General features: G+C 42.6%; 16 protein-coding genes and 1 pseudogene. 7 read left to right on the top strand and 10 right to left on the bottom strand.

The features are described from left to right. Positions 1-42: 42 nt before the first annotated feature. A complete protein-coding gene (locus tag F6J90_RS23870; protein ID WP_293100731.1) occupies positions 43-1,389 on the bottom strand; it encodes a ribulose bisphosphate carboxylase small subunit in 1,347 nt (448 codons plus the stop codon). Positions 1,390-1,976: 587 nt separating this feature from the next. Here F6J90_RS23870 and F6J90_RS23865 point away from each other — a divergent pair. Further along, entirely contained in the window at positions 1,977-4,169 is a 2,193-nt protein-coding gene (locus F6J90_RS23865; protein ID WP_293099141.1) for a polysaccharide biosynthesis tyrosine autokinase, read from the top strand. A 72-nt stretch (positions 4,170-4,241) separates the two neighbouring features. Here the strand turns inward: F6J90_RS23865 and F6J90_RS23860 are convergent, their stop codons facing one another. After that, positions 4,242-4,451 carry a DUF433 domain-containing protein gene (locus tag F6J90_RS23860; RefSeq protein WP_293099138.1) on the bottom strand — a complete coding sequence of 70 codons (210 nt, stop codon included), beginning with the start codon at positions 4,449-4,451 and terminating at the stop codon, positions 4,242-4,244. Positions 4,452-4,709: 258 nt separating this feature from the next. On the opposite strand from F6J90_RS23860, the gene F6J90_RS23855 reads away from it, so the two are divergent. From F6J90_RS23855 to F6J90_RS23845, 3 genes are all read left to right on the top strand, one after another. After that, positions 4,710-7,505 (top strand): SdrD B-like domain-containing protein, encoded by a 2,796-nt coding sequence (locus F6J90_RS23855; protein ID WP_293099135.1) that lies wholly within the window; start codon positions 4,710-4,712, stop codon positions 7,503-7,505. Positions 7,506-8,764: 1,259 nt separating this feature from the next. After that, entirely contained in the window at positions 8,765-9,253 is a 489-nt protein-coding gene (locus F6J90_RS23850) for a hypothetical protein (protein ID WP_293099132.1), read from the top strand. A 121-nt stretch (positions 9,254-9,374) separates the two neighbouring features. Further along, positions 9,375-9,662 (top strand): hypothetical protein, encoded by a 288-nt coding sequence (locus tag F6J90_RS23845; protein WP_293099129.1) that lies wholly within the window; start codon positions 9,375-9,377, stop codon positions 9,660-9,662. A 71-nt stretch (positions 9,663-9,733) separates the two neighbouring features. Here F6J90_RS23845 and F6J90_RS23840 read toward each other — a convergent pair. Further along, positions 9,734-10,002: pseudogene (locus tag F6J90_RS23840) on the bottom strand (hypothetical protein). A 421-nt stretch (positions 10,003-10,423) separates the two neighbouring features. On the opposite strand from F6J90_RS23840, the gene F6J90_RS23835 reads away from it, so the two are divergent. Both F6J90_RS23835 and F6J90_RS23830 read left to right on the top strand, forming a co-directional pair. Beyond that, complete coding sequence (locus F6J90_RS23835; RefSeq protein WP_293099126.1) at positions 10,424-10,753, top strand: hypothetical protein; 330 nt, start codon at positions 10,424-10,426, stop codon at positions 10,751-10,753. Positions 10,754-11,288: 535 nt separating this feature from the next. Further along, complete coding sequence (locus F6J90_RS23830) at positions 11,289-12,044, top strand: restriction endonuclease (RefSeq protein WP_293099123.1); 756 nt, start codon at positions 11,289-11,291, stop codon at positions 12,042-12,044. A gap of 299 nt (positions 12,045-12,343) precedes the next feature. On the opposite strand, the gene F6J90_RS23825 is transcribed toward F6J90_RS23830, so the two are convergent. From F6J90_RS23825 to F6J90_RS23810, 4 genes are all read right to left on the bottom strand, one after another. After that, a complete protein-coding gene (locus F6J90_RS23825; protein WP_293099120.1) occupies positions 12,344-13,486 on the bottom strand; it encodes an aminotransferase class I/II-fold pyridoxal phosphate-dependent enzyme in 1,143 nt (380 codons plus the stop codon). A gap of 102 nt (positions 13,487-13,588) precedes the next feature. After that, positions 13,589-13,717, bottom strand: coding sequence for a hypothetical protein (locus F6J90_RS23820; RefSeq protein WP_293099117.1), 129 nt, complete (start codon positions 13,715-13,717; stop codon positions 13,589-13,591). 143 nt (positions 13,718-13,860) lie between these two features. Further along, positions 13,861-14,931, bottom strand: a complete 1,071-nt coding sequence (locus F6J90_RS23815; RefSeq protein WP_293099115.1) for a peptidoglycan bridge formation glycyltransferase FemA/FemB family protein — start codon at positions 14,929-14,931, stop codon at positions 13,861-13,863. A 201-nt stretch (positions 14,932-15,132) separates the two neighbouring features. After that, positions 15,133-15,771, bottom strand: coding sequence for a sugar transferase (locus F6J90_RS23810; RefSeq protein WP_293099112.1), 639 nt, complete (start codon positions 15,769-15,771; stop codon positions 15,133-15,135). A 225-nt stretch (positions 15,772-15,996) separates the two neighbouring features. Here F6J90_RS23810 and F6J90_RS23805 point away from each other — a divergent pair, with 225 nt between their 5' ends. Then, positions 15,997-16,128, top strand: a complete 132-nt coding sequence (locus F6J90_RS23805; RefSeq protein ID WP_293099109.1) for a hypothetical protein — start codon at positions 15,997-15,999, stop codon at positions 16,126-16,128. Between the two features lie 244 nt (positions 16,129-16,372). Here the strand turns inward: F6J90_RS23805 and F6J90_RS23800 are convergent, their stop codons facing one another. The 3 genes from F6J90_RS23800 to F6J90_RS23790 form a co-directional block, all read right to left on the bottom strand. Beyond that, positions 16,373-17,572 (bottom strand): glycosyltransferase family 4 protein, encoded by a 1,200-nt coding sequence (locus tag F6J90_RS23800; RefSeq protein WP_293099105.1) that lies wholly within the window; start codon positions 17,570-17,572, stop codon positions 16,373-16,375. Positions 17,573-17,664: 92 nt separating this feature from the next. After that, on the bottom strand, positions 17,665-18,798 hold the full coding sequence (locus tag F6J90_RS23795) for a glycosyltransferase (RefSeq protein WP_293099102.1): 1,134 nt from the start codon (positions 18,796-18,798) through the stop codon (positions 17,665-17,667). Then, positions 18,795-20,135 carry a hypothetical protein gene (locus F6J90_RS23790; protein ID WP_293099099.1) on the bottom strand — a complete coding sequence of 447 codons (1,341 nt, stop codon included), beginning with the start codon at positions 20,133-20,135 and terminating at the stop codon, positions 18,795-18,797. Before F6J90_RS23790 ends, F6J90_RS23795 begins: the two co-directional genes overlap by 4 nt. Positions 20,136-20,178 lie beyond the last annotated feature (43 nt).

Raw genomic sequence — 20,178 nt, 5'->3', positions numbered from 1 at the left:
CTCCCCATCTCCCCATCTCCCTATCTTCAAGGAGGAGAAAGATCAAGGCCGTTGGATAATCTTTTCGAGAACCCGCCGCTTGGCTTTGGTGTCGATACCAATTAGGCGCACATACTCACCCTTATGCTCCCCTAAGCGTTCTGTCAAAGCAGCGATCGCTTCCGATACATTGTTTTCTGGTAATGGATTCCCACTTTTCCAAGCATTATTCTTAACCCGACGCTCATTGCCGTATTCTAGGGTAAGGCGGTAACCTTGAGCCAAAAGCTCTCCAATCTGGTCTTGCGTTTCTAGATCTAATCCTAGATCTAATGGCTTTTTGCTACCGTTGTGCTCTCCTGTCTCAGAGTGATTTAAGCCGTTGGCGACCTTAGGGCTAGTTGACTCACTGATGACTGAATTGGATAGAGGTGTCTTGTGGTTTGCTTGAGGTTGGTCAGGGGTTGGGATAGTATAATTACTATTTGTATTAGTATTTGTATTACTTGCGTGGCTCGTCAGGGACGGAACTTGATTGTACTCCCTAGCTAGTCCGCTGAGTTCTAACCGTTGCTGTTCAGCTTTAATCAGTTCTCCAAACTCAATTAAGCGGGAGAGGCTAAAGTTTGGTGTTTCAAATTTGGGCGGTCCTTCCTTAGTGTTGACTACACGAGAGGAAACTCGGTCTAGACCAATATCGTAAATAAACTTACGGATTTGTTCATCGTAAATACGCGATCGCAAAGCACTGAAGAAATCAATGGCTTGATTGTCGAAGGTATCAATCAGTTGTTCAATCTCCCCGCTAGAGAGTCCATCTCCGTGAAAGATACCACTAACAATACCAATCCGGTCTTCTCGGTTGGGCTCCCAGTAGAATTTGGTCATCCGACCATCCCGAGTCAAGGGCGCATAGAGAGTAGAAAAATCATTACCAGTGACAATAATCGGTACTCGGTGGATCGGTTGTGAGTCATAACTCCCTGGAAGTTGGACATTGGTGGGATTATCAGCAATGTTCATCAACGTACCATGCACCAGCTGGGTATTTACCGTATATTGGGTGCGTTCATCGAACCGTCCCGCCCCAGCATCCAAGTCATTAATCATCAGCACACACATCTTACCCTTGACTCGGATCATTTCAGCCGTTTCTCGGTAGCGCAAGCGGATCAGACGGGCTGGATCCCCAGCATCTGGGCTTTCTAGCTCACCAGAAGACATATGAACCGCTTCAATTCCCATGCGCTCGAACACAAGCTCACACTGAAAGGACTTACCCTCCCCCTTCCGTCCATGAATTCCCAAAATTAGAGGCACACGGACATGAGGTATCTCAAGGAAGTTTTTAGTGATGTGAACTGCCAGTTTATCGATAAACCGGGGAGAAATGTAATAGTGCTGGGACATACAAACAGGTGCTCTGGTGATAATCTCGTCAAATCCGGCAATTTTTAAGCCTATTGGAAATACTACAGCGTTTTTCACTTGGCTGAGATAATTAGGCCGGTGGGTTTTAGGGAATAGGGAACAGGGAATAGGGAACAGGGAACAGGGGGTTTCCACGGGGCTTACAGCGATGCAGCGCGGTCTTGGGGGTTTCCCCCATGAGCGACTGCATCAAGACAGGTGCATGCAGGTGACTCACACATCAAAATTGACCATGATAGACTGCATACAGACAGTGATAACAATCACTTTTAGTATTTAAATAGTCAAATCTTATCACTGTTACCCCTTCGCCGTTCCCTGTTTCCTACCTTTACAGGTAAATTTTCAACTTTAGCAATCCGTGTAGGAATTGTGAGAATTTTTGATGCCATATTCCCTGTTCCCTGTTCCCTGTTCCCTGTTCCCTGTTCCCTGTTCCCTACCTGAAACAACAAACAGTAATCAAATTCGCCTATTGGCGTATTGGCACAATTGAGACTATTGGCTGGGCTAGGATATCCCTAAATAAGCATCAGGTACTTAAACAATTTTTTCTTGAGCTATTTATGGAATCTCCTGAATCCTCAAGGTTTGAACAATATTGGTGGATCCTGAAGCGACGTTGGTTACCAGCTTCCGGTATTTTTGTAACAGTTTCTGTGATTATGTCTCTGGTGGCATCATTGCAAAAACCGGTATATGTAGCCCAAGGATTGCTGTTATTTAAGCGGCTTAATACCACGTCTTCAGTCACCGAGGTAGGTAAAGAAATCGGTATTTTACAACCTCTGGTAGACCAAACTAATCCTCTAGATACAGAAGCCAACATCATGATGTCTGAGCCTCTGGCTCAAAAGACAATCACCGCACTAAATCTTACAGATAATCAGGGGAAACCTTTAGCAATTAAAGACTTTTTACACAATGTCAGTGTTACCAATATCCGGAAAACTGATCTTCTGGAAGTGTCTTACCAATCTCAAGACCCTCAAGAAGCAGCAGCAGTTGTTAATCAACTAATGAGTATCTATTTAGAAAATCACTTAGATTTTCAACGGGCTGAAGCTGTAGCTGCCCGGAAGTTTATTGAGAAACAGTTACCTCAAGCAGAAGCTACTGTTAGTAAAACAGAAGCAGCTTTGCGTCAGTTCAAACAAGAGAATCAAGTGATATCTTTAGACGCAGAAGCTCGCTCAGCTATCGAGGTGCTGACAGATTTGCAAAAAGAAATTGCCCAAAATCAGTCTAAAATGGCTGATGTCAATGCCCAGTACGAATCGCTCCAAACACGATTGGGCATGAACTCCAAGCAAGCTATCGCTCTAACGGCTCTCAAGCAGTCTCCTGAGGTGCAGGAGGCACTCCAAGAATTGCGCCAAGTGGAAGTCGAACTGGCCCTTGAGCGTAACCGTTTCCAACCCACCCATCCCACAATTGCTAAGCTAGAAAATAAGGTAGCCAGCCTAAAAGGTATCCTAAACCAGCGAGTTAAACAGGTTTCTAAGGCTAAGCCCAGACCTCCTAGCCAGCTTTTTCAACTGGGAGAGTTACAACAAGAACTGACTAAAGAGCTAGTAGAATTAGAAGCAGCTCGTTTAGGTTTGGCTAATCAGACAAAAGCGTTAGTCAATGCCCAAACCGCTTACCGAAAACGACTTAACGATCTCCCTAGACTGGAACAACAGCAGCGGGAGTTAGAACGCCAACTTGATGTGTCCCAATCTACCTATTCTCTGTTGCTAAATAAGCTTGGAGAAATTCAGGTAGCGGAAAATCAAAACATGGGTAATGCCCGCATTATTGCGGGGGCTCAGGTGCCGATAATTCCGATTTCTTCTGCTAAGATAGCCTATATTGCTGCTTGCTTTCAGGGACTGTTGGCGACCGCAGCAATTATTTATATTTTAGAAACCAGAGATAAATCTCTGAAAACGATTAAAGACGTTAAGCAATTATTTAAGTTTACCTTACTGGGTGTTATTCCCCACTTTATTAAATCTCAATTATTAAATCCATCACAGGAAGTTTTAGATCCATTTACGCCCCAAGTTATTGTTCGGAATACGCCTCGGTCTCCCATCAGTGAATCCTATCGGATGCTGCAAGCAAATCTCAAGTTTTTGAGTTCAGATAAAGCCCTCAAGGCGGTGACTGTAACTAGTTCCTTACCTCAAGAAGGTAAGTCAACCGTGTCTGCTAATTTAGCAGCAGTGATTGCTCAGCGAGGAAGTAAGGTATTGTTAATCGATGCTGATCTCCATAAGCCTGTTCAACATCGGATCTGGGATTTATCGAATGAAGTGGGCTTGAGCAATATGCTTGTTAATCAGGTTCAATTGGGGGATGCCATTAAACCAGTGAGCGAGACTCTGGATGTCCTGACCTCTGGAGTAGTACCTCCTAATCCAGCAGTGCTTCTGGATTCCGAGCGCATGGCTTCATTGATTAACCATGTTGCTAGTCGTTACGACTTTGTGATTATTGATACCCCTTCTTTAAACGTTGCTGCTGATGCTCCTATCCTAGGAAAAATGACCGATGGTGTGCTGTTAGTTTCCCGACCTGGAGTGGTAGATTCCGGTAGTGCTGCTTTCGCCAAGGGACTTTTGGAGCAGTCTGGTCAGACTGTTCTGGGCTTGGTCGTTAATGGCGTGATTCCTGATAATGAGCCTAACAGTTATTACTATTTTTCTCAGGAATACATTTCAGATGAAAGCGTTGCTCTTAATAGAATACTTGATGTTGCTAGTTATGAGTGATTAGCTCATATATAGCAAAGGGAACAGGGAGCAGGGAGTAGGGAGTAGGGAGTAGGGAGTAGGGAGCTAAAATCACGAATTCTGTACCACTACCGCCAATTCAAGGGCTGCGATCGCTTGCTCGCGGCTAACACTGGGAAAATGCTCTAAGAATTCGTCGAGTGGATCCCCTGCTTTGAGATAATCGAGCAAAGTTTTTATTGGCACACGAGTTCCAACAAAAACAGGGGTTCCTCCCAGGATGTCAGGGTCGCTATGAATAACACGGGCTGCGGTTTTCATGTCGGTTATTCCGTATAGTAGGAGTTCCTTTAATTTTAGCGTACCGCTAACTGCTCCGAACTTATTTAAGACGATTTTCTCTCATTACTAAATAATTAATCTAAGTAGAATTTCCGATTTTCTCTCATTACTAGATAATTAATCTGAGTAGAATTCACGATTTACCATTCACGATCATCCCTAGATAATTAATAGATAATTAATCTAAAATGTTCTGCTCAAGATTACTGACTAATCAGAGCAGGATAATTATTTATTATGGCTGAAGACATGATGGCTGAAAACTCTTGGGGTGAAGAAACAGTTAATCTTAAAGGTGACTTCAGTGACGAACGTTCATCTGCTATGGATTCGGGGCTACTAGAGAGTGGGGTTAGTTCTACCAAGAAAAGCAATCCAATGTTCAAAACAGTAGGTGGGCATCTGACCTTACTCTATGAAGAACACAAAGGTTACTTGGAAAAAACTACCTTCTTGCCCTTCCAATCCAACAACCAATTGTTGCAAGTAAGCAACAGTTTTGTGGTGATTGATGCAGTAGCAGCTCAAGATACAACTACCCTATTAAAGGATCTAGAAGAGTTAGGATTACAGCAAGGCTCAATGTATGGTTCGGTAGTTTCCGGTGTACTACCGATTCAAGCCCTTGACGAGATGGCTAGTTTAGAGAGCTTAAAGTTTGTCAAACCAGCGTATCGTCCCATCACCAATGTCGGGCTAACCACCACTCAAGGGGATGCAGCCATGAATGCTGAAGCTGCTCGTACCCGATTTGGTGTGGATGGCAGTGGGGTTACTGTCGGAGTATTGTCTGACAGCTATAATGTTCTAGGGGGAGAATCTGACGATATCGCTAGTGGGGACCTTCCTGGTATTGGTAATCCCTTTGGTAATACGGCGACCGTCAATGTGCTGCTAGACGACCTCTCCCCCTCCAACACTGATGAAGGTCGTGGCATGCTGCAACTGATTCATGATGTCGCTCCCGGTGCTGATTTAGCGTTTCATACGGCATTTCTGGGTCAAGGGAATTTCGCTAAGGGGATTGTTGACTTAGCAACTGTCGCTGGTGCTGATGTAATTGTGGATGACGTTATTTATTTGGCTGAGCCAATGTTCCAAGATGGGATTATTGCTCAAGCAATAGATAGGGTAGTAGCTGAGGGTGTTTCTTATTTCTCTTCCGCTGGTAATAACAGCCGCGATTCCTACGAAAGCGATTTCCGGCTCGGTGTGGACGACACGGCCAATAGGGGATATCGATTCCATGATTTTGACCCATCCGACGGTGTAGATATTTTCCAACAGTTCACCTTAGACGATGGGGAGAGTATCTTACTGTCGTTTCAGTGGGATCAGCCATTTGCCTCCGCAGGAGGAGTTGGTTCCAGTAATGACTTAGATATCTTCGTGTTTGAGAATGACGACTTGAATGCTAAAGTGCTGGAATCCGCTGTAGATTTTAATGTAGGCCGGGATGCAGTCGAGCTGTTGTTCTTCCAAAACACTACAGGAGCAACGGCTAATTTCCACCTAGCAATTGGAAAATATGAACCGGAAGGTGGTTCAGACCCCACTCGGATCAAGTATGTTGAGTTTAGGCAGGCGGACAATATTGAGTATGCTACTAACAGCTCAACGGTATATGGTCATGCCAATGCTGCTGGTGCTGAAGCAGTGGGAGCCGCGTTTTATCAAAATACACCAGCGTTTGGTACTGACCCAGCAGTGTCACAGAGTTTCTCTTCTGCTGGAACTACACCGATCCTATTTGATCCGGCTGGCAATCGTCTGGCAACTCCTGAAATTCGACAGAAGCCTGAAATTGTTGCTCCTGATGGCACTAACACGACTTTCTTTCCTCCCTTTCCAGGACGGGATGTTGAAGGAGACGGCTTTCCGAACTTCTTTGGTACTTCCGCTGCAGCTCCCCATGGGGCAGCAGTGGCGGCTTTGATGCTTGACGCTGTTCCAGGAACAAGTCCTGAGGTGATTTACGACACTCTAGAGCGTACAGCTCTCGATATGGATGACCCATTTACTCCTGGGTTTGATCAAGGATTCGATAATGGTACTGGCTTCGGATTAATTCAGGCAGACTTGGCGATTCAGGAGTTAGTGGATACAGCAACAAACGGCTCGATTTCTGGCATCAAGTGGAACGACTTAAATGGCAATGGTGTGCGGGAGCCTGATGAACCTGGTTTGGAAAACTGGACGATTTACCTCGACCAGAACCAGAATGGTAAACTTGATACTGGTGAAGCTTTCACAAAAACCGATGCTGAAGGGAACTATAGCTTCACTGACCTCAAACCAGATACCTACACTGTTGCTGAAGTGGTATTACCAGGCTGGAAGCAAACCTTTCCTGGTGGGTCTGGCACTTACACCATTGAACTTGACCCTGGTGAGATTTTCAATAGTATTGACTTTGGTAATCAACGAGTTTCTCCAGCTATAGCAAATCCGATCTTTGGCACTCCTGAGGATGATCAGCTGACTATTTTTGAGAGTCCAGTGATTGTCTTGGCTGGTGCTGGTAATGATTTAGTCGATACCTCTGCAACCTCTGGTGGCAATCAACTGTATGGTGGCGAAGGGGACGATGAACTGTTTGCTAGTACTGACGATCGACTCTTTGGTGAAGCTGGCTTCGATATTCTAAATGCTTCAGTGGGTAGGGGAAATAATCGACTTGATGGTGGTGACAACGGTGATATTTTGATTGCTGGCACCAACGACCTATTGTTTGGTCAAGAGGGTAACGATATCTTGTTTGCTGGCAATGGTGATAACTTGCTAACTGGCGGTGATGACGCGGATCAGTTTTGGATTGCGGCTGCGGCTTTTCCTAGCACTGCTAACACCATTACTGACTTTGAGTTGGATGTTGATGTACTGGTGATTAGCGGTCTAGGGGTCACGTTTGAAGATATTGCGATCGCTCAAAATCAGGATGATGTTTCAATCAGTACTTTAGGTCAAGAGTTGGCTGTCCTGAGGGGAGTTCAGGGGAGTGCTCTTGACAGCGATAATTTTGTTTTCCTGTAAACAAAAAAAAGAACGGGAGAGAGTTAGCTATGAAGGGAATGCAGGTTGCAGGTTATCCATAACCCGTAACGTTTCCGAAAGACAGATGCAACGGCAAAAACCCGTGGAATTACATATTACTTTTTTTTGAGTATAATTTATCCCAAATAAAATGTGATTAAACTATAACACCAATTATAATTCACTTCCCATAAGCCTTACATGGCTTATTTATTAGGACATACTTGTTTAAGTATAACTTAACTCTTACCAGCTTAGCCTCACCGGAAAACCCATAATTTCACAATTCATCCTTCCTTTATGCTTAATAATTAATCCTTGATAATTACTTAATAATTGATAATTAATGTTTCGTGATTTTTAGTTTTTATGTAAACATAGGATATCTTTTTTTTAAATAAAAACTAAAAATCTCTTTGTCCTATTGCCTTTTGCCTCTTTTAGGCAAGCATTTTTTTACGGCAAATGTATTTAAAAGCCAGATAAAAACGCTATATGACTTGATTTTTTCGAGTAAATGAATTACTCTAATATACGAAGAAGCAAACAAGATAAATGGGTGGCAAGTTAAATTACGCCCCCATCGTTAAGATAGCTGTCTTAGCGCTATTCAGGGTGTGCTTACCTCCAAAGCTTAATGTGGCGAGGTTAAACACGGTGCTTAACACTCCCTAGGGTCTTGGGTTATTCCAAAACTCTCTTATAGGTATGGGTAAATTCAAATAGGATCCTATAGAGTTAATCTCTAAGAAAGAATTTCCATAATTCTAGGGGGTAGAGTGTGCAAATTATCGTTGTCAACTAATTATTCATAGGGTAAATGCATCTAAATTCAAAAAGACTAAATTAAACGGGAATAACTGCTCATCTTTCTAATTGTCTTAATGCAGTAGTTCATGCTGGTTTTCACTATGAATCACTGCATCGAGAAGAAAATGGAGACAAAAATAACTAGTTTGTAGTGAGAATACCTTGTAATTACAAGGTTGAGTTTTGTGAAGGTTCAGACTTAACTAAAGTAGGAACCAAAAATCAGGGCTCTTCCGGACTTACTATGGCAAACGGTTACTTAAAACGACTCCACAAATAGTTATACCTGAATTTTATACCTCAAAATCCTAAACTAACGATCAATAGCGGTGCGACCCCGCGCTTTTCTGGGAGCGGTGCGATCTCGCGCTTTGAAAAAGCGCTAGGGAACGCGCACCAAGAAACGGAAGAGCCAAAATTACGGACAAATCAAAGCAGGATACTTATTTATGATGGCTGAAAACATGATGACTGAACACAATTTGGGTGAAGAAGCACTCAATAGTTTAACCAATACAAACAATCCAATGTTCAAGAAAGTAGGCGCGGATTTGACCTTACTTTCTGAAGAATACAAAGATTACTTGGAAACATTTACCTTCTTGCCCTTCCAATCCAACAACCAATTGTTGCAAGTAAGCAACAGTTTTGTGGTGATTGATGCAGTGGCAGTTGGAGATACAACTACCCTATTAAAGGATCTAGAAGAGTTAGGGTTACAGCAAGGCTCCATGTATGGTTCGGTAGTTTCCGGTGTGCTACCGATTCAAGCCATTGAGGAGATGGGGAGTTTAGACAGCTTAAACTTTGCCAAACCAGCTTATCGTCCCATCACCAATATTGGGCTAACCACCACTCAAGGGCAAGGCTGTTTCATTCTCAATTTTTTGGTTCGCTTAACCTCCCGAGTGCCAGAAGTTTCGCGCCTGTTTTTCTAAAATTAAACCCAATAGTAGAAAAAAAACGGCGATTTGCGTGACCTTAAGGGGCTTTGAACTCCTCATCCATGAATTTTAGAGTCGAGAATGAAACAGCCCTGCCACTCAAGGGGATGTGGCCATGAATGCTGAAGCTGCTCGTACCCGATTTGGTGTGGATGGCAGTGGGGTTACTGTCGGAGTATTGTCTGACAGCTATAATGTTCTAGGGGGAGAATCTGATGATGTCGCTAGTGGTGACCTTCCTGGTATTGGTAATCCCTTTGGTAATACGGCGACCGTCAATGTGCTGCTAGACGACCTCTCCCCCTCCAACACTGATGAAGGTCGTGGCATGCTGCAACTAATTCATGATGTGGCTCCCGGTGCTGACTTAGCCTTTCATACGGCGATAGTGGTAAAGATGTAGTGATTAGTTAGACTGCATTGACTTTGTGGAGTTCTACCTTGCCTCCTTGTCTGCATTAACATTTCCTCTAATCATCCCGTTCTTTTTCCACGTCCACCGAACCGACGAACATAGCGCGAACCAATCCGGACTATCCAGATTTGAGCATCTGGGTGACGGGCTTCGAGGCGATCGCAAGCAGCTATTTCCCTTGGGTCAACCTCAAAATCGCCTGTTTCAATATCAATGGCGACAATCTTGCCGTGATTGCCTGTTTCGACGGACGCACCTGAGTTTCGTAGATTTCATCACCACGTCGAGCAAATTCTTCTTTGCTGTATCGAGGTTGTCGGAGTGTCATTGGAATGATATTGTTTCAGCTTTACGCCTCTATTTTAACTTGGTCGTGGGGCGCACTCATCAAGCAGGATTCCCATAGGCTGTCAGCAGTAATGCCTTGACTTTGAACAGTTACCGAAAGACGCAGCTTCCTTGCCCCTGGCCTAAGAGCCATAGGGATTAAGAAGGGAAGGGAATTTATTCGCGGGAAAATATTTTCCGGAATCTTTATTCCTTGACTGTAGTTTATAGTAGGACGCGAGGCAAGATTCACGCTAACCATAAGAATACAACGTAAAGTGGTTAGTGTAAACCTACTATTAGCTTGGTTCGTTGTTGATTCAATAATTCCCTATTTCCACTGATGTCGCTACTCAGTTTGAAAGGAATACTAGTGAAAATAATAGCAATTCTCTAAACTAAACATATTGAGGAATAGTGATATGGATGAAGTGGTTAGAAAGGTGGCTGCACTAGGCTTACCTGGTGTGATACTTCTGATTGCTATGGCAACAACGGGATTCACTGGAGCAGCAGCGATCACAGCGGCTTTGGCAATGTTAGGTCCATTCGGAATGATCGGAGGCATTGCTTTCCTTGGGGTTGTGGGAATAGCTGCTGATGGGTTATCGAAATTCGGACTTGAAGCATTACTGGTTGGAATATATAAACAGCGCCAACAAGAAGGAGAATCTAAAAGATCCCTCTGTAAAGAGATTGAAGGCTTAATTATTTCTGCTGATTTGAAACGCAAACTCAAAGAAGAATTATAGTAAGCATTCAGCCGTCAGCGGTCAGCGGTCAGCCTTGGCCTATGGCCACGCTACGCGAATGGCTGATAGCTGATAGCTGATAGCAGCTTGTAGGGTGGGCAAAAACAGTTTGCTTGTTTTGAGTATTCTAGATTATATTGCTTTGCCCACCCTACTTTAATTGGTCTGATAGCTGTTCGCGTTCGCGCAGCGTGGCCACAGGCCAAGCGTGCGCGTAGCGCATTAGCTGATAGCTGATAGCTGAATGCTTACGAATTATAGACTGTTTATAAAGTAAATCTTAAGACAGCGATTAGTCGCTGAATATTGGTGGGTTACCGGGGACAGCTCTGTTAACAGATGAGCTTTTAAAGTCCTCGCCGCCTAACCCACCCTACGTGGCTGATTTAAGCAAAGTTTAACAAACAGTCTCTTAGTATTTCAAAATAAGATGGGTTTCCACTGTTATTTCCACTGATGTCGCTACTCAGTTTGGAGGGAATACTAGTGAAAATTAGAGCAATTCTCTAAGTTAAACATATTGAGGAATAGTGATATGGATGAAGTGGTTAGAAAGGTGGCTGCACTAGGCTTACCTGGTGTGATACTTCTGATTACTATGGCAACAACGGGGTTAACTGGAGCAGCGGCGATCACAGCAGCTTTGGCAATGTTAGGTCCATTTGGAATGATCGGAGGCATTGGTTTTCTTGGGGTTGTGGGAATAGCTGCTGATGGCTTATCGAAATTCGGACTTGAAGCGTTACTGGTTGGAATATATAAACAGCGCCAAGAAGAAGGAGAATCTAAAGCATCTTTGTGTAAAGAGATTAAAGGCTTAATGGTTTCTCGTGATTTGAAACGTAAACTTAAAGCAGAAGTTAAGAATGGTAAATCTTCGGTTGAGGATAGGCGTGAATCAAAGTCGTCAAAGAATATTGATGAACAGTTAGATGCAATTGATCAAATGACGGGGAGGGAGTTTGAAAAATTTCTGGCTAAATTATTTAAGCAACTGGGCTACCAAGTGAAGCGCACTCCAGCAACTGCGGATTATGGAGCCGATCTGGTAATTAAAAAAGGGGATATAAAGGCTGTTGTTCAAGCCAAGAGAAAACAAGGTAGCGTAGGGATTAAGGCCGTTCAGGAAGTAACAGGGGCAATTGGCTATTATCAGGCGAACCTGGGACTAGTTATCACTAATAGTAAGTTTACAGAAACTGCCAAAGAACTGGCAGCTAAGACTGACATTATGCTTTTTGATAGGGATGATTTTAAAAAATTAATTAAAAATGGATATGACGTAGGGTAAACCAAGCTATTTTTTTTAAACTTATATATAATAAAAACGTAAGCATATGCGCTACGCGCAGGCTACGCCAACAGCATATGCGCTACGCGCAGGCTACGCGAACAGCTAATGCTTACCTTGCTTTTGCTTAAGGGAGTATGTTCACAATTCAAATAAAAAGGTTATATCATGTCAGGATAATTACCCTTAATAAAAATCTCCCCATCTCCCCATCTCCCCATCTCCCCATCTCCCCATCTCCCCATCTCCCCATCTCCCCACACTCTCCATTAATTATGGGTATTCAACCAGACTTGATATTACTTGTGTACTAGACAACGAGAGGTTGCCTTAATCCCTTCAATCACCCGCTCTAGGTCTTCAGTGGTAAGATTGGAACCAGAAGGTAGGCAAAGACCATGCTCAAATAAATCTTCTGCGATCGCACCACCAATAGAGTCACACTCAGCAAATACAGGTTGCAAGTGTAATGGTTTCCAGACAGGACGGGTTTCAATTTGCTTTGCAGCCAAAGCCAGGCGAACCTGCTCTCGATCGGCTCCAAAGGCATCAGGGTTAATGGTTAGGCAAGTTAACCAGCGCGTGGCTCGTCCATAGGGGGCTTCTGGCATAAATTTTATTCCTGGCAGCTCTGCCAAGGCTTCCTGGTAAATCTCGAAGTTACGCCGTCTGGCTGCTACTCTTTGATTCAAAACCCGCAATTGACCACGACCAACTCCAGCTAAAATATTGCTGAGGCGATAGTTGTAGCCAATGTGTGAGTGCTGGTAATGGGGGGCTGGGTCTCGGGCTTGGGTTGCGAGAAAACGAGCTTTGCTGACAAAATCAGGATGGTTTGAAACCAACATGCCGCCACCAGAGGTAGTAATAATTTTATTGCCATTGAAGGAGTAAATACCAATTTCCCCAAAGGTTCCCGGAGAGCGACCTTTGTAGGTGGCACCTAAGGCTTCAGCAGCGTCTTCAATCACGGGAATCTCGTAGCGATCGCAAACCTCTAAAATCGGATCAATATCAGCACTTTGACCATACAGATGAACCAAAACCAAGGCTTTAGGTAATTTACCCAGTCGAGCTCGCCAATCTAGAGCTTGCCGCAGTAAGTCGGGATCCATATTCCAGCTAGTGCGATCGCAGTCGATGAAGACTGGCTTGGCTCCCAAATAAGTAATTGCGCTAGCAGTAGCAATAAAGGTAAGGGTAGAGCAAAAGACTTCATCCCCTGATTTAACCCCAACTAGCCGTAGCGCTAGATGCAAGGCTGCTGTGCCAGAACTAACAGCAGCCGCGTGGGGAGTACCTACAACTTGGCAAAATTCTTGCTCAAAGGCATCCACATGGGGACCCACTGGCGCAATCCAATTTGTTTCAAAGGCTTCTTTAACAAACTCCAGTTCCTGATCACCCATGTGGGGTGTAGACAAAAGAATTGGTTTATTCATAAGAGATGAATGTAGAATGTAGAATGTAGAATGTAGAATTAATAATTGAGAATTGATAATTGAGAATGTTTAAGGGTAAAGGTTTAAGGGTTAAAAATAATTTTAAATAAAGGTTGTTCGCCTTTGGCGTTCGGTGAAGGGTAGGTTTAAGGTTGTTCGCGTAGCGTGGCCTTTGGCCAAGGTTGAAATATTAATTAGCTGAAGTTGCTTCCTAACTACAGGGTTTTTCATAACTATTAGGTGCGCTTGACCCATTAAGAATTAAATTCGCCACGGGTCGCACCTGAGGTACACAAGATTTTTCCCTGTTCCCTGTTCCCTGTTCCCTGTTCCCTTTGATAAATTTAGATATGCCAATCTAAATGCTGAACAGCTTAATGACTACAACGATAGGCGGGGAAGAATTTGGACTGGAGGAGTTTTTCTGGGTCAGTGTTTAATGCTTTGGCTCGTAAATCAACAAGATAACGATACTTTTCTTCATCAGTAATTAAACGTAGTGTCAGGAAGTTGTGTCTTTGCTTGGAGAAACCCGCTTTGAAATTGTAGAGACTATCTTTTGCGCCTCCTACACCACCGCCAAGGTTCAAAAATTCATTGCCGCGTTCTTTAGCCCAGAGTCGGACAAAATCTGTTTCTAAAACACTTGGAGATTGTTTGAAAAACTGGGTTTTAGTTCCACCCAGTACAGCTTGAACGATGCCACAGCATTCTGTGTAAATACCAGCGGATATGATTTGATTATCCAGTTCAACGATACAGAGGTGAAGTTGCTCTCCTAGAATCTCTAAGAGTCCCACAAAGTAATCATAGTTAAAATAATAAAACCCTGAAGCACCTACCCGATCCATAGTCTCTTGATAGACTTCAATAAATTCCTGAATGTAGTCTTTAAATGGAACCATTCTGGCTGTGATCCCAGCACGCTTACACTTATTAATCTTATTGCGATGATCTTTGCGGGTATGACTCCAGATTTCAGACTCAGGGAGTGTTAAATCAATGGAGATTGTCTCGCCATTGAAGGTAAACGGGTTAGGGTTAAATAATTCATTAATGTTATGATTAAGTATGGGATGAAGTCGCAAGAAGGCTGAACATACTCCCTTGACAGATAACACACGTTTGAATTCAGCCATTGCTGCATCAGGAAACCCTGGTGTGCTAACGGCTGCCTCACTTAATAAAATTCCTGGATAACCATAGGGAGAGACTACATCAAATAAATCTGCTGAGTCTTGAGCGCAAATGTCATCACATTGGCGCAGTAAATAAGGAACGAAGAAAATTTTATCCCCATCTGCTATTACAATTGCTTCCGGTATGCCTTGATTTCGTCTAGACTCTAAAGTAACATAGTCGGCTAGATGATAGATATCATGACGTAATTGCTTTAGGGTTTCTCCCCATAACGGGCTTAAAAAATCAATGATTTGACTATCCATACTGTTATCTAAAAAACTAATAATTAAGTTGGCTAATATTTCAAGACGTTATTCAAAATTCAAACACTATTGCTACACATTAATCACCCCATTACCTGATTACCTGATCATCCCATCTCCCCATCTCCCCATCTCCCCACCCTCCCCCCATCACTTAATCACCTGATTATCATCTTGTAGCAGGAATAAATTTAATTGGTATTAACAAGAGGGAGAGCTACCCTGAAACTCACTTAATGTAGAGTGGGTTGGGTTAACAATACCTTCGCGCTTGGTCACTTTAATAAAGGTTAGGAATAGGATTTTAAAATCAAGCCACAGATTCCACTTATCAACGTACCAAACATCACATTTGAATTTATTTTCCCAACTAATGGTGTTGCGACCATTAACCTGTGCCCAACCCGTAATACCAGGTTTAACTTCATGGCGGCGTGCTTGTTCACAATTGTAGCGATCTAAATACTCCACCAGTAAAGGACGAGGTCCGACAAAACTCATATCCCCTTTCAGAACATTCCAAAGTTGAGGAAGTTCATCTAAACTGGTTTCCCGTAGAAATTCACCAATTGCGGTCAGGCGTTCTTCATCGGGAAGTAGATTACCATCGCCGTCGCAATCATCGGTCATGGTGCGGAATTTATAGAACTTGAAAATACGACCATCTTTCCCCGGTCTTAGTTGGCTGAAAACAATTGGTCTTGCCATACTGAAATAGATTGCGATCGCAAGAATTAGGATAACAGGCGATAAAACAATCAGAGCAGTTGCAGCCAAAAATCTGTCCGCAATATCCTTGATTAGTTGTTGTAATTTATGGCTAGTAATATTGTTAGTCATGGTTCAATCAAAACATTTTTTTATCTTATTAAATAAAAAATATAACGTTTGAACTGGGATGTGTGGCCACAATGGCTAGTACTAGTGATTAAGTCTTAGGTATTAGGTATTAGGTGTTAGTGATTAATAATGACTAATCATGCACACACTTAAAATCCCACATCATACAAGTCGTGGGATGATTTAATATCAAAGATATTCACTTGGAGATAGGGAGATGGATAGATGAAATTGATGTGTAACCGTAATCGGCCAGAATTGCTATTATCCCCCCGAAGATCCGCAGCTAGTAAACCTTCAACCTTCAACCTTCAACCTTCAACCTTCAACCTTCAACCTCGAAACCTTCAACCTTAAACCTTAAACCTCGAAACCTTCAACCTCGAAACCTTCAACCTCGAAACCTTAAACCTTAAACCTTAAACCTCGAAACCTTCAACCTACCCTACACCGAACGCCTTTGGCGAACAACATTTTTGAATTAAGAATGTAGAATGTAGAATGCGCGAATTCTACATTCTACATTCTACATTCTACATTCTACATTCTGCATTCTGACAGACAACCTTCAACAAAAATTGCTTTAACTAAGCCCACCTGCTTACATAGAGTCATTATAAACAGGCCAAAGTCCAGTGCCTAAAGGTGTCAAAATGCGATCGCTTATTGCTTCACTATACAAAGCCTCATGGAGTTCCAGAATGTTTTGTAAATCATAAGCACTCATGTACTCCCGTCCACGTTTGCCCATAGCTAAGGCGTCTTCAGGATGGTCTAATACCCAGGTCATGGCCTGAGCGATTCCCTCGATATCCCCCACCTCAACCAAAAGACCACAGTCTCCTGCCAGCAAATCCCTAGTGCCACGGATATTTGTGCCAATCACTGGTGTTTCCAGGCACAACGACTCCATCACACTTCTAGGAAGTCCTTCTTGTTCTGAAACCAACAGTGTTGCAATTGAGGCTTGTATCAGGGTGGGAATATCCCGGCGGAAACCAAGGAAATGTACCTGAGGTTTAATACCTAGAGCTGATGCCAAGTCTTGCATTTGTTGAGTCCACTCTTCATCTCCATCTCCTGCCAATGCCAAGTGGACATCAGGTCGCTCCAAACAGGCAAATGCCCTTAAAATATCCTGATGATGCTTGCGAGGGATAAACTCAGCAACTGACAAAAATAGTGGATTTTCCGGTGCTATTCCCAGCTCCTCGTATACTGCCATCACCTCAGCTACAGGAGTCGAATCAAAATTGTAGTATTCCAAATCAACACCGATTCCTGGCATATAATGAATCTGTTTTGGTGGCACAATATTATATTGCTTAGCTGCCTCTTTATCCTCATGATTAATTACTACTAAATAGTCAGTCCAAAGTCCAGCCAATTTTTCCAATGTCAGGAACAAAGCATTTTTTAAAGGTTGCCCCCCACGATAGAAGTGAAAGCCATGAGCCGTGTAAATTACCCTGGGTTTTCCCTGCTTTCTCAAACCCCTTAGAGCATAACGAGTAATAAAAGCCGCTACTGGGGTATGTACATGAACAATATCATAGTTCTTTTGAGCCATTACTTCTTGGATAGTTCGCGGAGCCAACAGTAAATTCTGTGGATCCAAGGGATTGCGTGACCACTGCACATCCCAAACCTGGTCAAAAGCTGCCAAGCATTCCTCACAAGCCGAAACTCCCTGAGCCATAGCATCTACCCGCCAGCCTTCAAACCGGAAGTGGTGAGCCAAGGGAAGCAGGAAGCCACGGAGTGTATCCGGAATAGTAGTTATGATTAAAAGTCTATTCATGATTATTTATTACTCAATACTAGTTATCTTGGTTTACAAGAATTAAAATCTCCCTAATTAGCTATCAGGATTCATGACTGACGCAATCAGCACTATGCTAAAATAAGTTTATATAAACTCTCATATTGAGCGACTACTGAGTTTATAGAAAAGGAATCAATAATTCTAGATCTTGCTGCTTTTCCTAACACTTTCCTACCTTCATTACCCATCAAAATTAGCTCTTTCCAAGCCCTAGCCAATGCTTCTGAGTTTCTTGGGGGTACCACTCGTCCGGTATTACCCACAATCCAGGCTGAATCACCGACATCTGTGACCACACAGGGAACACCACTCGACATCGCCTCTCCAATAACTAAAGGAAAGGCTTCCCCATAGGCAGAAGCCAGAGTATTAATATCTAAAGCAGCAGTAAGGCGAGGAATATCACTGCGTTCTCCTAGTAAGTGGAAATGATTCGATAGTCCTAAGTCCTGAATCAACGAAGATAAAAAATTATTATCTTGATCAACTTCTGTGCCAACCATAATAAAATGTATATCAGGAAATTCTTTGACTAACAATGAAGCAGCCCGGATAAAATTAGGGTGATCCTTCATTGGATGATAACGACCAATCAATCCGATTAAAACCGATTGATCAGACAACCCTAACTCAGAACGAACAGCTGCTCTAGCTTCCAGGGATGGTTTAAATAAAGACGTATCAAATCCATTAGGAATTACACAGCTGTTTTGCGAAGAATATCCCAAGGCTTCATGCTGTAATTTACTTTGATTAGATACAAAGCAAATTCCCTGGATAAATTTAGAAATAATAGCGCCACTTCTAATCAAGGATGCTGTCATTTTATTCTCAGATGATAAGGAATAAATTGAATGATGGATGCTCCACAAAAGTGGAATTTTATGGTGATAAAAAATACTAGCTAATTTGGCAGCTATATTCCCGTGATACATCCACCCCTGAATTAGGTCAGGCTTGAGAGTATTCACCGTATTAATTAAATTAGAGAATGCCTTTAGGGTTGGAACCTTTCCTGGTTCAAGACCCATATGAACAACAGGTATACCCAAAGATTCAATGCGATCGCCTACCGTATCACGCCCCATTAGAGACAGTACCACTGGACTAAAGCGGTTTCGGTTTATCTTGGATAGGAGATGATATAACATCAACTCCGCACCTCCTATTGAGACTCCAGTGGTAAGGTATAGTATTTTCATAGTTTATAGTTCTTTTTCCAATAAACTTTGCTAACGAAAGATAGTAATAGACCCATAGCCGCAAAAAACCAAAAATTACCAATTAGGTAAGCTTCTGGGTCACCAAAGGTAATAAAATCTATCCAGGTTACAGCTGTTAAAATGTAAACAAATGGCATCCAGTATATTGTATGTAGCTGATTATTAAAAATAGTTTGTAGATAACGACCAATCCAACCAAAACTCAACGATATGATAATTAGTCCGACCCAAGACATACTATAGATACCAAAGGCCAGTATACCTGGTGGGATAGCAAACTCATTGGAGCCGATGATATTTGCTGTATTCTCAAAGGATAGGGTTTCTGGGAACTCCATATTAGTCAGACGCTCCGGTATTAACGAAAGCACTCCATAGTAGATATCCAGAAATAGCCGCATTGGATAATGATTATTAAAAGCTGCATCTAGGGAATGAACTGGAAACACAAAGTTCTCTACTAGTTCGATAATGCTAAAGCTTTCATTGGCACCACTGTCCAGAGATTGTCTAAAGCGTTCCACTACAGCAACATACCCATCTGGCAAAGCGCTTAAGCTAAAAAACAGGGTTTTGCCGTGAATCAGAAACAGAGCAGCACTACAAACAAAAGTAAGGGTGAAAGTCAACGAAAATTTTCCAGTTTTTAGGACATAAACTAAATAAAAACCGATAATGTATCTGACAAAAGGAATACGCCCAGCTGTTAAGGTTGCTGAAATCCAGGAAGCGACTACAGATAGCAAAAACAAACTAAATAGGATGAATTTACCTTTTTTGAGTTCGCTAAAAAATACCAGGGCTGCCAATAAATAAGAGGCAAAGAATGAAAAGAACATAAAATTCTTAAAAAAAACCAGGTTGCCACTTTCAACCGTGGTTGAGCGAATCAGGTGGCTTTTAGCAAGGGCTACCATAACGCCACCATACTGAGAGCCATAGATTTGAATAGATAGACAAGAGAATAAAAGCAGAAAAAGAGCAAAGACAATCACAACCTTGTCACTATAGCTCTTGATAGTAATCGTTTTACCGAATTTTTCAGCTGACTTAGAATAGAAACCAATAACAATCAGAAAGTAGCCCACAAATATAGCAATAACTGTTTGTGGGTTGTCAGTGTATAAGGTATTTCCCCAGTTCAACTCATGCCTAGCATTCTCTAGGTTAGCTGATAAGACAAATCCTGGAAAAGCATAGACAAGAAAGAAAATCAAGTTAGCCAAGGTCAGGAAATCCAACTTACCTGTTTTTTTTCGTTTTATTTCTGTAAGCAACATACATAAGATTAGTCCCAAGTAAGCTGTGGCTAACATAGTCAATTATCTCTATAGCAAAGGAAACAGGGAACAGGGAGTA

This window comes from Moorena sp. SIOASIH (genome assembly GCF_010671925.1).
Taxonomy (GTDB): domain Bacteria; phylum Cyanobacteriota; class Cyanobacteriia; order Cyanobacteriales; family Coleofasciculaceae; genus Moorena.
This window is presented reverse-complemented; position numbering and strand designations above follow the sequence as displayed.